Annotated in this window: 18 protein-coding genes; 5 read left to right on the top strand and 13 right to left on the bottom strand. The window is 31.7% G+C overall.

Annotated features, from left to right (window positions below; all coding sequences use genetic code 11):
* Nucleotides 1-165 precede the first annotated feature (165 nt).
* From ACQKCJ_RS23325 to ACQKCJ_RS23285, 9 genes are all read right to left on the bottom strand, one after another.
* Nucleotides 166-483: a hypothetical protein gene (locus ACQKCJ_RS23325; protein ID WP_427403033.1), complete on the bottom strand. Its 318-nt coding sequence runs from the start codon at nucleotides 481-483 to the stop codon at nucleotides 166-168.
* 22 nt (nucleotides 484-505) lie between these two features.
* A complete protein-coding gene (locus ACQKCJ_RS23320; RefSeq protein WP_427403032.1) occupies nucleotides 506-1012 on the bottom strand; it encodes a GNAT family N-acetyltransferase in 507 nt (168 codons plus the stop codon).
* 80 nt (nucleotides 1013-1092) lie between these two features.
* Nucleotides 1093-2052, bottom strand: a complete 960-nt coding sequence (locus ACQKCJ_RS23315; RefSeq protein WP_427403031.1) for a nitrilase family protein — start codon at nucleotides 2050-2052, stop codon at nucleotides 1093-1095.
* Nucleotides 2053-2121: 69 nt separating this feature from the next.
* On the bottom strand, nucleotides 2122-2949 hold the full coding sequence (locus tag ACQKCJ_RS23310) for an AraC family transcriptional regulator (protein WP_427403030.1): 828 nt from the start codon (nucleotides 2947-2949) through the stop codon (nucleotides 2122-2124).
* A 9-nt stretch (nucleotides 2950-2958) separates the two neighbouring features.
* Nucleotides 2959-3471, bottom strand: coding sequence for a cysteine hydrolase family protein (locus ACQKCJ_RS23305; RefSeq protein ID WP_427403039.1), 513 nt, complete (start codon nucleotides 3469-3471; stop codon nucleotides 2959-2961).
* Nucleotides 3472-3597: 126 nt separating this feature from the next.
* The gene (locus ACQKCJ_RS23300) at nucleotides 3598-3876 is read right to left on the bottom strand and encodes a hypothetical protein (protein ID WP_427403029.1); all 279 of its coding nucleotides are present in this window, start codon (nucleotides 3874-3876) and stop codon (nucleotides 3598-3600) included.
* A 48-nt stretch (nucleotides 3877-3924) separates the two neighbouring features.
* Nucleotides 3925-4365 carry a hypothetical protein gene (locus tag ACQKCJ_RS23295; protein ID WP_427403028.1) on the bottom strand — a complete coding sequence of 147 codons (441 nt, stop codon included), beginning with the start codon at nucleotides 4363-4365 and terminating at the stop codon, nucleotides 3925-3927.
* A 67-nt stretch (nucleotides 4366-4432) separates the two neighbouring features.
* Nucleotides 4433-5215, bottom strand: coding sequence for a DUF3050 domain-containing protein (locus tag ACQKCJ_RS23290; RefSeq protein WP_427403027.1), 783 nt, complete (start codon nucleotides 5213-5215; stop codon nucleotides 4433-4435).
* A gap of 87 nt (nucleotides 5216-5302) precedes the next feature.
* On the bottom strand, nucleotides 5303-6481 hold the full coding sequence (locus ACQKCJ_RS23285; protein ID WP_213295687.1) for an acyl-CoA dehydrogenase family protein: 1179 nt from the start codon (nucleotides 6479-6481) through the stop codon (nucleotides 5303-5305).
* Nucleotides 6482-6648: 167 nt separating this feature from the next.
* Between ACQKCJ_RS23285 and ACQKCJ_RS23280 the strand changes: the two genes are divergently transcribed.
* On the top strand, nucleotides 6649-8397 hold the full coding sequence (locus tag ACQKCJ_RS23280; protein ID WP_271338373.1) for an AraC family transcriptional regulator: 1749 nt from the start codon (nucleotides 6649-6651) through the stop codon (nucleotides 8395-8397).
* Nucleotides 8398-8491: 94 nt separating this feature from the next.
* Here the strand turns inward: ACQKCJ_RS23280 and ACQKCJ_RS23275 are convergent, their stop codons facing one another.
* The 4 genes from ACQKCJ_RS23275 to ACQKCJ_RS23260 all read right to left on the bottom strand — a co-directional run bounded on the left by ACQKCJ_RS23275 (nucleotide 8492) and on the right by ACQKCJ_RS23260 (nucleotide 9211).
* On the bottom strand, nucleotides 8492-8629 hold the full coding sequence (locus ACQKCJ_RS23275) for an rSAM-modified peptide (protein WP_271338374.1): 138 nt from the start codon (nucleotides 8627-8629) through the stop codon (nucleotides 8492-8494).
* Nucleotides 8630-8648: 19 nt separating this feature from the next.
* The gene (locus ACQKCJ_RS23270; protein ID WP_271338374.1) at nucleotides 8649-8786 is read right to left on the bottom strand and encodes an rSAM-modified peptide; all 138 of its coding nucleotides are present in this window, start codon (nucleotides 8784-8786) and stop codon (nucleotides 8649-8651) included.
* 19 nt (nucleotides 8787-8805) lie between these two features.
* The gene (locus tag ACQKCJ_RS23265) at nucleotides 8806-8931 is read right to left on the bottom strand and encodes an rSAM-modified peptide (RefSeq protein WP_271338375.1); all 126 of its coding nucleotides are present in this window, start codon (nucleotides 8929-8931) and stop codon (nucleotides 8806-8808) included.
* Between the two features lie 154 nt (nucleotides 8932-9085).
* Complete coding sequence (locus ACQKCJ_RS23260) at nucleotides 9086-9211, bottom strand: rSAM-modified peptide (protein WP_427403026.1); 126 nt, start codon at nucleotides 9209-9211, stop codon at nucleotides 9086-9088.
* 260 nt (nucleotides 9212-9471) lie between these two features.
* Here ACQKCJ_RS23260 and ACQKCJ_RS23255 point away from each other — a divergent pair, with 260 nt between their 5' ends.
* The 4 genes from ACQKCJ_RS23255 to ACQKCJ_RS23240 form a co-directional block, all read left to right on the top strand.
* Nucleotides 9472-11031, top strand: a complete 1560-nt coding sequence (locus ACQKCJ_RS23255; protein WP_271338377.1) for a vitamin K epoxide reductase family protein — start codon at nucleotides 9472-9474, stop codon at nucleotides 11029-11031.
* Nucleotides 11032-11132: 101 nt separating this feature from the next.
* The gene (locus ACQKCJ_RS23250) at nucleotides 11133-11273 is read left to right on the top strand and encodes a hypothetical protein (RefSeq protein WP_271338378.1); all 141 of its coding nucleotides are present in this window, start codon (nucleotides 11133-11135) and stop codon (nucleotides 11271-11273) included.
* A 148-nt stretch (nucleotides 11274-11421) separates the two neighbouring features.
* A complete protein-coding gene (locus ACQKCJ_RS23245) occupies nucleotides 11422-11634 on the top strand; it encodes a hypothetical protein (RefSeq protein WP_271338379.1) in 213 nt (70 codons plus the stop codon).
* Between the two features lie 576 nt (nucleotides 11635-12210).
* On the top strand, nucleotides 12211-13427 hold a 1217-nt coding region (locus ACQKCJ_RS23240), incomplete at its 3' end, for a cysteine peptidase family C39 domain-containing protein (RefSeq protein ID WP_427403025.1).

The following is a 13427-nucleotide window of genomic DNA, read 5'->3' as shown; positions in this document are numbered from 1 at the left end:
AATGTCTTTGGTTTAAATATAATAAGTGAAATTATAATATAAAAACAACGTGAATACTCAAAACCACATCATTTTAAATTTAGGATTTTTCTTATGATTTATAAAATAGAAAACCCTTGTAGAAATATATTCACAAGGGCTTTGTTGTATTGAAAAAATCAGTTTTTATTTCTTTGGCAGCGTAAAAGGTATTTTGTAACTAGCAGAATACTGAAGATTTTCTTCCCTTTCTTTAAATTTAAAGAATGCTTTTCGATACCACTCAGGATCAGAGGTAAAATCTTCTGCTGTAAGAACATCGTAAAATTCTCCGTTTTGCCAAGGTTCAATTCCTAAAATTTGAATGCCAATTTTTTCGGCCCTGTCAAGAACTATTTCAAAATCGTTTTCAGAGAAATAATATATAGATTCAGCATCAAATCCATTATTAAGATTTTTAAGTCCAATGAAAACATTTTTTGTTAAATAATCTTGTTCGCTCATTTTAGGTTTTTTAATTAAAGGCTTACAGCTTAATCTCAAACAAACTAAAAGAGCCTTCTTTATAATGTTCCGGTAATTCGCTAGTCCATTCTATAGTGCTGATACCTTTATAGTCAAAACCGCAACTTGTATAATATTGGTTTATTCTCTCGTTGCCACTATGTGTGTCAAGACGAATGTATTCCTTATTATTTTCTTTAGCATATGTTTTAACCCATTCGATGATTTTTTTGACATACGATTGTCCTCTGAATTTTGGGTTTGTAGCAATTCTATGAAGATATACGGCCGAATCTTTACTGGCTTCTTTCCAGATAATCAAATCATTAAAAGTAAGTACAAATGTACAGGCAACTTCTTCGCCTTCTTTGATGATAAAATGACGATCCTCGGCGATTTCTTTTTCTATAAGTGCTCTCTCAAAACCTCTCCAGCTTTTATTATTGACCGTTTTTTGATAAGATGTAGCTTGATTGTAAATATCGAAAACGGCGTCGATATCTTCATTTGTAGTTTTAAAAAATTCCATTATTAAAGGGTATACTGTAGATTAATGAATCCTGCAAAGGTAAATCTTTCATTTGCTTAAAGTCTGATAAATTGTTAGTTTTAACTTTTTTCGTCAGCGTTTAACCAAACGACATTTTGTTCAGATTTATGATCTTGCCCAATAATATCGCGGTATAATTCTGGTCTTCTCGCTTTTATATAACGATTCCCTCCAGCCTGAATGCATTTTTCGGGTGTAATTACTGCAGTTGCAAAAGAGTCATCAAAAGAACTGCATTCAGTCAAAATATCTCCAAAGGGATCTACAATCATAGAACAGCCATTTTTTAGCTGGTCATCATCCATGCCAATTGGGTTAGAAAATACCGCATAAATTGCATTGTCATATGCTCTTGCCGGAAGCCACTTCATAAGCCAGTCTCTGCCTTTCATTCCGTCGAATTCTAATCGTAAAGAAGTGGGATCAGCTTCGCGGTTTACCCAAAGTTCAGGTGCAACAAAACCAGCGCCAGGTCGGGTAGAAGGTGTACACATCGTAACATGAGGCATAAAAATAATATCAGCACCAAGAAGTTTCGTCGCACGAACGTTTTCGATAATGTTATTGTCATAACAAATGAGGATTCCGCACTTCCAACCCTTAATTTCAAAGATGCAATAACGATCTCCAGGCGTCAGATACGGATTAATAAACGGATGTAGTTTTCTGTATTTGGCTACTAAACCATTTTTATCCACACAAACGTAAGCTTTGAAAAGATTGCTGTTTTCATCCTTTTCAAATAATCCTGCCAGAATTACGATGTCATTGTTTTTAGCAATCTCCGTAAGTTTAAGAATGCTTTCTCCACTTGGGATAATTTCGGCTATTTCCAGCATTTGTTCTTTCGATAAATGTCTGGCAAAAGTATATCCGGTGATAGAACATTCATGAAACGAAATTACATCGCAACCTTCGTTGGCAGCTTTTTTCGAAAGTTTCTCAATTACAGATAAGTTGTATTTTTTGTCACCGCTTTTATTTTCAAACTGTGCTGTGGCTATTTTTAGATTTTTCATATCGTATGCTATTTATTAAAGTCAAAAGTAGCATTGATAATATTTTCTAAATTGTATAAAACCGACATTTTAAACAATAACCGGAGGAAAAGTTTTTATAAGATTGTTGGTTAATTTTCCAGTACTATATAAATACTCTCTTGGCGATATTCCCGTATGTTTCCTGAATTCTTTAATCAGATGCGACTGATCTGAAAATCCGGCATCGTAACAAATTGTAGTAAGAGTAGTATCTTCAGATTTGTCTTTTAAGAGTTTTAGAAAATGATGTAGTCGTATAACGTTGCCAAATTTTTTCGGGTTCAGTCCAACGCATTCCTTAAATTTCCTTTCAAGATGTCTTTCAGTATAACCTGTATAATCGACTAATTGTTTTAGGGAAAAATATCCTTTATGAGCAATTATAAAATCTAATGAACTTTTTATAATCTTTTGGTCAGATTGTGGTTTTTTAGCAATAAGATTCCTGAAAAAATGATTTAAAAATTCAATCCTTGCCTGATTATTAATTTCTTCAGATAATTTTTCCTGAAGATCTAAACCTTTTTGACCAAATACATTATCAATGTCAATAATAGAATCCTGAAATTCATTGGCAGGAATGCCTAATAATTGATGTATTCCGTTGGGTTGCAAAACAACAATTATCAACTTGATTGCATTGTCAGAATAAATGTCTTTAAAGCCATTGAGTTGTCCGTATAAAAAAGAATCAGGTAAATAATCTTTTACATTATAATCACTAAATCCCGAAATAAGCTTACTTTTTAAAGAAAATACGATACCAGTATTGCCATCAGAAAATAAGCGAAGCTTTTGGATATCAGTTGCTGCATTATCTAAAAAAAGATAATGTTTGATATAAGGCGCTAATTCTTTTGGTGGTGAAACTTGCATGATTAATTATTATTCACAATCGAAAATACCGTTGATTGTTGTTGCTCCTTTGTTTTCTAAGTCGTACAACATCGCTTGTTTCCTGTGTTGCACATCATCTCCTGTTCCTATAAATTCTTTTAGAAGCTTTACATCATATCCGTTTTCCAGAGCATCAATTGCAGTTTGCCTGATACAATATTCTGCTAAAAAGCCACATAATATAAGAGTGCGAATGCGATTGTCTTTTAGATAAGTTTTAAATTCCTCTGATGAAAAACTGCTGTGTTGTATTTTTGAAATTAACCGGGCAGCATCATCAAAAGCAATGTCAATATCATGACCTTTTGTACTTTTCAGACACATCAAAATTCCGTCTCCGAATTGATCTTTTTGATAATTTGAATAAATAATTACAAATCTATTCTTGTCTAGTCTTTTCGTTAATATGTTTATTCTTGCCTTAACTTCTTGTATTTGAGTAATGCTATGATTTTTTGCATAAGCGCCTTCAAGATCAGTAAAATCTTTTTGTGGATCAATGATTACTATTAGTTCCTGAGCCGTTTATTGCATAACATTTTTTTAATTCTGTTTTTAGAGTTTGAACCACGTATGAATCAACTTTCTACAAAATTAAGCAATATTTTTTCGATATTCATTTTTCAATTAATCTTGTAAAATCATTTTTACTTTAGGAATAATGCGATCTGTAAACATTTTATAAGCTGTTTCTGAAGGATGTAGGCCGTCTGAGGCAACTAAAGTACGATTGCTAAGACCTTGGCGCGTAATATCTGTTATCGAAATAAAGCTTACCCCATTGCTTATGCACGTGTTCTCAGCAAAAGTATTGTATTGGTCTAGTTCAGTAGAAATTTTCATTCGGTTTCCCGCACTGTAAGTAGAGGCAAATGGAGTATAGGCATAGTCAGGAATTGACAACACAATTACATTTTTTTTATCGCCTTTCGCCAGTGCTATGGCCTTGTTTAATTAAACAGGAAACTCTTTTTGATAAACAGAAAAATCGATGCCTTGATATTGATTATTTACACCTATTAATAATGTTACCAAATCATAATTAGGATCTGGATTTTCGTTATTTATGGCTGAAATTAAGTTCGATGTGGTCCAGCCTGTTCGTGCAATTACTTTTAATGAAAAATCAGTTTGAGAATAAATCTTTTTCAGACTCGCTTTTAGCTGTTCCGGAAAACGACAGGTTTCGCAAACACTTTGACCAATAGTATAACTGTCGCCTAAAGCCAGATACTTTATAGAACCAGAAATTGGAGTAGTGGGAACTTGTGTTACGGGAGGTAGAGAAGGTTGTGGTGGGGTAACGGCAATTTTTGGAGCTGTATCTTCAGAGTTACAGCTTAAGAGAAATATAGAGAGAATAACAATAACTATTTGTTTGAAATGCGTTTTCATAATTTAGATAAATTAAGTTTCGGTTCATTTTAAACAAATAGTTACGTTAAATAACTTGTCTTGGTTTTTATGCCATTTCTGTTTTCATCACAATTTCTTCTTCGATAGCATTCCAGAGTCCAATACGTTTTTCTAATGCCAGGATCGAAATTTCTTCCACTTCTTTCCATTTTTGAGCATCATCTTCACACAGATCAGTAATCATTTGCATTGCCATTGGCCCGTGTTCATCTGCATCCAATTCTATGTGTCTTTCGAAATAGTAAAGCAATTTGCTCAAATCGACTTCGGGTAAGTTTTTTTGGAAGTTTTTCAGAATCGCAGTAAACATACTTGGTATTAAATCTTCTCTTCCAAAAGTAAATGCAGCGGCAATTTCATGAGGTTTTCCTTCTTCGATAACTCTAAAAGTAAAGTCCAGAAATGCTTTTGTATTAGGATGTAATGAGCTCTGTTTTATGGCAACAAATATGTTATGAAGTGAATTTACTTCAGATAAAAATGCGTTAATTCCATTGATATCCGCACCACAATCCTCCATTGCTTCAATGTACATTTCGTAGTGACTTAATCTTCTTCCGTCAATGCTTAAATCTGTTTCTTCGGCAAGAACAATTTCATTGATTAAGTATCTTGTTTCTGGGTTTTTTGTTGCAAACCAAGGTGTTGTTGTACAAGTAAGTTTAGATTGCAAAGCTTTTAAAAGCGACATAAAATCCCAAACAGCAAAGACGTGACTTTCTAAGAAACTATGTAAATCATCAATATTCTGGATTTTATTGTATAAAGAATGTTGTAAAAGTTGATCTTTTTGAGGTTGAATGCTATTGTGTATAGTTTCAATATTCATTTTAGTAAATTTTGTGCAAATATAAAAAGCTTCTCGGTTACAAGAAGCTTTTTGTATTGATTTTGTATATATTTTAATAGTTGTTTACTATTTAAAAGCTGGAATTCCAGTAACATCCATTCCTGTTATCAATAAATGAATGTCATGAGTTCCTTCATAAGTAATAACACTTTCGAGGTTCATCATGTGGCGCATAATCGAGTATTCGCCAGTAATACCCATTCCGCCTAACATTTGTCTCGCTTCGCGGGCAATATGAATTGCCATATCTACATTATTACGTTTTGCCATTGAGATTTGTGCCGTTGTGGCTTTTCCTTCGTTTCTCAAAACGCCTAAACGCCAGGTTAATAATTGCGCTTTTGTGATTTCAGTAATCATTTCGGCTAATTTTTTTTGTTGCAGTTGAGTTCCTCCAATTGGTTTCCCAAACTGAATTCTTTCTTTGGCATATCTTAAGGCAGTATCATAACAATCCATCGCTGCACCAATTGCTCCCCAGGCAATCCCGTATCGTGCTGAATCTAAGCATCCAAGTGGCGCACCTAAACCGGATTTGTTAGGTAAAAGATTTTCTTTAGGAACTTTTACATTATCAAAAATCAATTCTCCTGTAGATGATGCGCGAAGTGACCATTTATTGTGTGTTTCGGGAGTTGTAAAACCCTCCATACCACGCTCAACAATTAATCCGTGAATTCTTCCTGTTTCATCTTTTGCCCAAACTACAGCAATATCAGCAAAAGGAGCATTCGAAATCCACATTTTAGCACCATTCAAAAGATAATGATCCCCTTTGTCCTTAAAATTGGTAATCATGCTTCCGGGATCAGAACCATGATCAGGTTCAGTCAAACCAAAACAGCCCATGAATTCTCCTGTAGCCAGTTTTGGTAAATATTTCATTCGCTGTTCTTCATTTCCATATTTCCAAATAGGATACATTACCAATGAGGATTGAACAGATGAGGTAGATCTGACACCAGAATCACCACGTTCGATTTCCTGCATGATTAAACCGTATGAAATTTGGTCTAAACCCGCACCACCATATTCAACTGGAATATAAGGTCCGAAACCTCCAATTTCTCCAAGTCCTTTTATAATCTGTTTTGGAAATTCAGCCTTTTGAGCATATTCTTCTATAATAGGAGAAACTTCTCTTTTTACCCATGCGCGTGCTGATTCGCGAACTAATTTATGTTCGTCTGTCAACAAATCATCTAGGTTATAATAATCTGGAGCTTGAAATAAGTCTGGTTTCATTTTTTGATAGTTTTACAAAAACAAATTTACGTAATAAAAATATAACAAAACAATGTTAAAATGTTATATTTACACAACGGATAAAGAAGAAAAATAATATAAACAGTAATTTATTTTAGTTTATTGAAAATATATGCGCTATTTTTGAGATTCAAAAAACAAAATGAATGAGGCTGATCATCTCTTTTTTATTCTTTTTTGTTCTGAATACCGCAATTTCTCAACAGAAAGATGCTTTGACAGAACAAGAGTATTTAGTATTACAAGATAAAATTCGTCTCACGGCGAATGCTAATGTAGATAGTGCTATTGTATTTGCTAATCAGATGGTGAAGTCAAATAACAATAAACATTTAGCTTTTGGAAATGGGGTGTTATCTTATCTAATACAATTAAAAGGAAATTCAGCTAAATCTAAAGAAAAATATCAACTGGCATTAACTTACCTGAACAAAATGCCGGACGGTCAGGATAAAACACAACTCAGATCTGTTTTATACAATTATAACGGATTATCAGAATGGAAAAGAGATGATTTTAGTGCAGCAATAGAAAGTTATCAGCAGGGTATTAAGCTTTCTCAACAGATTAGGGATATTATTCAAATTGTAAAATTTAAGAACAATATAGCATCAATAAATATTGCAGTAGGTAATTATCGCTTGGCAATTAAAGATTTAAGGCAGCTTAATGATTTTGTTGATAAAAATGAAAGTGTTTATACAAGAGAACAGTATCTAAATAATAAGAGTAACATCAATCTTAGTCTGGCAGGATCATACGAAACCTATTATTTGAAGGATGATCAGAAAAGAGTTTTACTGGATTCAGCTGAGTATTTTTATAAAAAGACGGTTAGTTATTCTCAAAATTTTCCGGATAATAAAATTGTAGCAAAATTAAGTTTAGGTAATATATATAGTTTACTAAGAGAATTTAAAAATGCCGAGAAGACATATTATGATATTATATTCCTTGCTCACCAAAATAATATGCCAGATATATTATGTACTGCAAATTATAATTTGGGAGACCTTTATTATACGACAAAAAAATATGATAAAGCATTAGTTTTCTTTAAAAAATCTGATTCAATTGGAGCTAATACAAAGACTAACGAAGGTGAATATTTGAGATCAAATTACTATCAGGCAAAGATTTATAATATACTTAAAGAGCCTGAACTCGCTTACAAACATTCAAAAAATTATCTGGATAATTATGAAAAATCAGAATCAAAATTAAATGATCAAATTTTAGAAGTAAACTATAAATTAGGTGTAGGAGATTTGACCAATGAAATGGTTACTATTCAGGAGAAATATAAATATGATGTTTTTTTGAATAAGGCGCTGAAAGTTTTTTACGTTGTTTTATTTGTGGCTATTGTATTTTTGCTGATTAAAAACATAAGAGATAAAAATAAGGCACATAAAAAGATGAACGCCTTAATTGAAGAATTCAAAGCCAACCTTGAGAAGAAAAGTTTAGCTGAAAATGAGGAAGTCGTCTTAGAGCCGGAGCCTGAAGAGATTCATTTTAAGAAAGAAAATGTCAATTTAAGTATTGATGAAGCAAAAGAAAATAAGATAGTAGAGAAACTGCTAGCTCTGGAAAGTAAACTCGAATACTTAAATGCCGACTTTACTTTGCCTTATGTAGCTAAAAAAATAAAAACAAACACAACTTATTTATCGTATGTTGTAAATAAACGATTTGGAAAGTCTTTTGGTGAATACTCCAACGAACTGAAGATTAATTATGTTATTAATGAGATGATTACCAATCATATGTATCGTAAATATTCTACCCAGGCTATTGCCGAAAGTGTTGGGTTTAAAAACGCAGTATCATTTGCAAAATCATTTCGCAAAAGAACTGGAGTATCTCCAGCTCAATTTGCGAATAATATTTAAAGCAAGTTTCGTAGAAACTATCTTCTGTTTTGAGTGTTTTGAGTTTTATTATTACTTATACATGTAGATATTTCTCTCATGTATTTGTAAGTTGTTACAAGCTTCCTTTTCCGTTTCCTCTTAGCGGATCTACAGGCTCTGAACGGTCGTCTCCGCCACGAACTGTTTTTTGTTCATTTTTTGATAATTGTTCTATTTCGAAATCTCCAAATGTTAGTTTTGTAGTTGTCATGATTTATTTTTTTTAATTGTTATAAACTTCCTTTTCCGTTTCCTCTTAACGGATCTACAGGCTCTGAACGGTCGTCTCCGCCACGAACTGTTTTTTGTTCATTTTTTGATAATTGTTCTATTTCGAAATCTCCAAATGTTAGTTTTGTAGTTGTCATGATTTATTTTTTTTAATTGTTATAAACTTCCTTTTCCGTTTCCTCTTAATGGGTCTGAATCTTCTCCACCACGAACTGTTTTTTGCTCATTTTTGGATAATTTTTCTATTTCGAAATCTTTGAATGTTAGTTTTGTAGTTGTCATGATTTATTATTTTTTTAGTGTTATATAAATATTTTTGATGTACAGATCAGGGGAAAATTATTTTCGCCATAAGTAATTTTTTATATGTTTTTTTTGAGTATAAAATTCCCAATTAATCACTCGTTTTTTTAGTGTTTTTATAGGCAGTTAATGATTATAAACTTCCATTTCCTGTTCCTCTAAGTGGATCAACTGGTTCACCTCCCTGAATTGTTTTTTGTTGATTTTTAGATAATTTTTCGCTCTCAAAATCTTCGAATTTTAGTGCTTGATTTTTCATGTTTTTATGTGTTAGGGTTAATGATTTATCAAAACTAGACAAAAAGCAAAACGCTTAGTCGAGAATAGGGTTTTGAAGCTTTTGAATGAAGATTTATTGATCTAATTAGTTGCTAAGCAGTTGATTGTGTGTTTTATTCAGACTGCTATAATTTATAAATTGTATGTAGTATAATTGATAAAATGTCTGTAGTTGAGGTTTTTTTCTCGGTAAAAACAACAATATTTGCAGTGTAATTATGATTTTAAAGATTCGAAAAGATGTTAAAACTTGTCCAAAAATTTCTACAAATAAATAGATACTCGGAAATTAAAAATGAGTTTAAAGATTTGTTTCTTTCTCATCCAAATTATCCTAGTTTGTTTGCCATAACAGACTCCTTAGATTTATTGTCTGTAGAGAATGCTGCGGTAAGAGTTTCGAAAGAACAAATAGTAGATTTGCCATCGAATTTTTTGGCATATTTTAAAGACGAACTTATATTGGTAGAAAAGGCTAAAAACTTCGTTCGTATTAATACGATCAAAAAAGGAAGTTTAAAAATGTCGTATGAAAAGTTTCTTTTGGATTGGAATGGAGTAATAGTTGCAATAGAACCTAATAATGTTATTGCCAGAGAGAATTTAAAAATAGAGTTTGGTTGGTTAAAATATTTTTTGCCTCTTTTACTTTTAGTTGGGTTGTCTGTTTTCTATAATGTCTATAATCCTTTTAGTCTTGTTTTTTTAACGACATCGGTATTGGGATTTATGGTGAGTGTTTTTATTATTCAGGAGAAATTGGGCTTTAAAAACAGTATTATTTCAAAATTTTGTAACCTTAGTTCAAGTTCATCTTGTGATTCAGTTATTAATTCTAAAGAAGGAAGTGAAAATAAATGGCTTAATTTTTCAGATTTACCGCTTATTTTCTTTGGTTCAAGTTTAATTGCCATATTGGTTCAGCCATTAGAATCAGCCATTTTTATAGGATTTTTAAGTTTATTGGCGATTCCGATAATTGTATCCTCAATATGGATTCAAAAGTTTGAAATTCAAAAATGGTGCGTAATGTGCTTAGCGATTTCGGCTTTAATTTTTATACAAAGTGTTATATGGTTTGCATCAGATTTGTTTACGTTGAGTTTTAGTTTCAATGATGTATTTCCATTTTTATTCTCTGTAGTGCTTCTTATTCCTATTTGGACAGTATTAAAAGGGATGATAAAAAATGTTTTGGGTAGTGAGAATTCCCTTAAAGAGATGAAAAAATTTAAAAGAAATTATTCATTATTAAACTTCTTGTCAAAAAAAGTTCCTTATACAAATGGATTCGATGATTTAAGAGGTTTGACTTTTGGAAACAGAAATGCAGCAGTAAAGCTTTCGATTATTATAAGCCCAAGTTGCGAGCATTGTCATAAAACATTTCAGGAAGCATTTGATTTGGTTTTAAGATTTCCGGACAAAATTTTTCTAAACATTTTGTTCAATATTAATCCTGAAAATGGAGAGAATCCATATAAATCAGTTGTAGAAAGACTTTTAACTATAAACAGGGTCACTCCGGGAAAAACGGTTGAAGCGATCTCAGACTGGCATATTAAAAAAACAGGTCTGAAAAAATGGTTGAAAAAATGGAATGTTGATTCAGTTAGTATGATGATCACTCAGGAAATACAAAAACAATATGAGTGGTGCTCTAAGAATAATTTTAATTATACACCAGTTAAAATTGTAAACGAAAGAGTATTTCCAAATGAATATGAACTGAGTGAATTGAAATATTTTTTAAATGATTTTAGTGAAGAAATCGAAGTTTTTGAAAAAAAGACGGCATAGTAAGTAAATGTTAGAGAATGTTCTTGAATATAATGGATAGACAGAGGCTTCAAATGTCTTTAAAAGATTGAAGTATAAACTCACAAATAAATTAAGCAATTATGTTAGAAAAGATTTTAAATCAAGAAGGAACAAAAAAATTAACAACAGAAGAAAAAAAGACAATTGAAGGTGGTAGTGGAGGTCCTTGTCCTCCAAATCAGCCTTATGGTAAAAAATGTTGGGAGAAAGATGCTGATTAATTCAGATATTAAAATTACAAGTATCAGAGAAGTGTAATTAAAAAGCTTCTCTGTACTTAAACTGAAAATCAATTATCTAAATATTAGAAATCGTAGGTTTTTATTTGAATAAAATTCGGGATTTGCATATAACTTAAAACAAAATATCATGTTAGAAAAAATATTAAACTTACAAGGTGCTGAAACGTTAGTTGTAAGTGAACAAAAAAATATTAAAGGAGGAAGTATTCCACCAGATGGTCAGTGTAATGAGTTTGTTGTATTCCGTGCTACGGAAGCTCAATGTTTAGCTTATCCATATAACTTAAGACCAGCTTATATAGGACCAAATCAATGCTCAATATTAATGGCTCCGTGTTAATTGTGTATTAAAAGTTATAATAAGTTTAATTAGATTGTGAACAACAATATTTATTGTAGAAGATTAAGATGTTAAAGAAAATTCTGAATTTAGAAAATGCGCAGCATATAAGCAAGAATGAGCAAAAAACAATAAAAGGAGGAATTCCTGAATGTTGGGTAAATGCTATTGAAGCTGGGTGCGTTTTAATATCCGTAGGCGAAACTTGTCCTGTAAATACGTTGCCAGGTATTTGTGATACAAGTCGCCTTTGTTGTTAATTTTTAACGTTTTAAGAGAAATACAATACAGCCTTTTTTAGAATTTAGTCATGTTTTTTTTAATTTGTAGGCGCTCGATCGTGGAACATTGAGCAATTTTCCCCACATTGATGATTGGTGTTGGGATTCTTTAGGAAAATTGGTCACTGGTTTGATTTTTATTTGGTTAGGGTTAGCCGGTGCCATGTCCTACAGAAATTGTATTTCTAATAAATATGTTTTTAAATACTTGACAGAGAAGATATTAATCTTCTCTGTTTTTTTATGTTAAATAAAGAAATTTAATCTTAAATTGCTTTGGAATAAAAAATATAACTTGAAAAAATTCACCCATTATAAGCAAGCTGATTATAAAGATTGTGGACCTACATGTTTAAAGATAATTGCTAAACATTACGGGAAAACAATCAACATTCAGGAGTTGAGAGATATTAGCGAAACAACTCGTGAAGGAAGTAATTTACTTTTTTTAAGTGATGCGGCTGAGAGAATTGGTTTTCGAACTTTAGGGGTAAAATTAAATCTCGAAAGATTAGAAGAAGCACCATTGCCTTGTGTCTTGCACTGGAATAAAAATCATTATGTAGTACTTTACAAAATAAAAAGAAATATTTATTATGTTTCTGATCCCGCTTTTGGCTTAATCGAATATAATAAACAGGATTTTCTTAAATTCTGGATTGGAAATAATGCTGATGATTCAACACAAGAAGGCGTTGCTTTGTTAATGGAGGCTTCACCAAAGTTTTTTCAGTCTGAATTTGATAAAGAAGAAAATAGCGGATTAGGGTTTAAATTGTTGTCAAAATATGTATTGCGATATAAATCATTTTTAACCCAATTAAGTATAGGTTTGTTGGCCAGTAGTTTGATACAGCTAATTTTTCCTTTTTTAACGCAAAGTATTGTTGATGTTGGTATTCAAAATCAGAATATTCATTTTATTTATCTCATTCTTTTTGCACAATTATTTCTTTTTGCAGGAAGAACAGGTTTAGAGCTTATCAGGAGTTGGATATTACTTCATCTTTCTACCCGAATTAATATTTCGCTGATTTCAGATTTTTTTATTAAATTGATGAATTTACCTATTTCATTTTTTGATGTAAGGATGACCGGAGATATTATGCAGCGTATTAATGATCATCGCAGAATCGAAAAAATTCTGACTACATCATCATTAAACGTTTTGTTTTCTGTAATCAATATGTTTGTTATGGGAGGTGTTTTGGCTTATTTTAATTTGCAGATATTTTTTGTGTTTTTTGCAGGAAGTATTCTTTATTTTGGATGGATTACCTTATTCTTAAAACGCAGGGAAGTTCTCGATTATAAACGTTTTGCAGAGGTTTCGCAAGAGCAGAGCAAAGTTATGGAGCTCATTAACGGAATGCAGGAAATTAAGCTTCATAATGCCGAAAAACAAAAACGTTGGGGATGGGAGTATGTTCAGGCAAGATTGTTCAGGGTTTCTATAAAAGGATTGGTTTTAGAACAAACACAAACGATAGGTTCTTCTGTAATCAATGAGCT

The organism is Flavobacterium sp. NPDC079362 (assembly GCF_050267765.1).
Classification (GTDB): Bacteria; Bacteroidota; Bacteroidia; order Flavobacteriales; family Flavobacteriaceae; genus Flavobacterium; species Flavobacterium azizsancarii.
The sequence above is the reverse complement of the archived record's forward strand: the minus strand, read 5'-3'. Positions and strand labels throughout refer to the sequence as shown.

Bases quoted from the DNA above. Each gene is read 5' to 3' on its own strand.
- ACQKCJ_RS23325 (WP_427403033.1), bottom strand. From the start codon at position 483: ATGAGCGAACAAGATTATTTAACAAAAAATGTTTTCATTGGACTTAAA.
- ACQKCJ_RS23320 (WP_427403032.1), bottom strand. From the start codon at position 1,012: ATGGAATTTTTTAAAACTACAAATGAAGATATCGACGCCGTTTTCGAT.
- ACQKCJ_RS23315 (WP_427403031.1), bottom strand. From the start codon at position 2,052: ATGAAAAATCTAAAAATAGCCACAGCACAGTTTGAAAATAAAAGCGGT.
- ACQKCJ_RS23310 (WP_427403030.1), bottom strand. From the start codon at position 2,949: ATGCAAGTTTCACCACCAAAAGAATTAGCGCCTTATATCAAACATTAT.
- ACQKCJ_RS23295 (WP_427403028.1), bottom strand. From the start codon at position 4,365: ATGAAAACGCATTTCAAACAAATAGTTATTGTTATTCTCTCTATATTT.
- ACQKCJ_RS23290 (WP_427403027.1), bottom strand. From the start codon at position 5,215: ATGAATATTGAAACTATACACAATAGCATTCAACCTCAAAAAGATCAA.
- ACQKCJ_RS23285 (WP_213295687.1), bottom strand. From the start codon at position 6,481: ATGAAACCAGACTTATTTCAAGCTCCAGATTATTATAACCTAGATGAT.
- ACQKCJ_RS23280 (WP_271338373.1), top strand. From the start codon at position 6,649: ATGAGGCTGATCATCTCTTTTTTATTCTTTTTTGTTCTGAATACCGCA.
- ACQKCJ_RS23275 (WP_271338374.1), bottom strand. From the start codon at position 8,629: ATGACAACTACAAAACTAACATTTGGAGATTTCGAAATAGAACAATTA.
- ACQKCJ_RS23270 (WP_271338374.1), bottom strand. From the start codon at position 8,786: ATGACAACTACAAAACTAACATTTGGAGATTTCGAAATAGAACAATTA.
- ACQKCJ_RS23265 (WP_271338375.1), bottom strand. From the start codon at position 8,931: ATGACAACTACAAAACTAACATTCAAAGATTTCGAAATAGAAAAATTA.
- ACQKCJ_RS23260 (WP_427403026.1), bottom strand. From the start codon at position 9,211: ATGAAAAATCAAGCACTAAAATTCGAAGATTTTGAGAGCGAAAAATTA.
- ACQKCJ_RS23255 (WP_271338377.1), top strand. From the start codon at position 9,472: ATGTTAAAACTTGTCCAAAAATTTCTACAAATAAATAGATACTCGGAA.
- ACQKCJ_RS23250 (WP_271338378.1), top strand. From the start codon at position 11,133: ATGTTAGAAAAGATTTTAAATCAAGAAGGAACAAAAAAATTAACAACA.
- ACQKCJ_RS23245 (WP_271338379.1), top strand. From the start codon at position 11,422: ATGTTAGAAAAAATATTAAACTTACAAGGTGCTGAAACGTTAGTTGTA.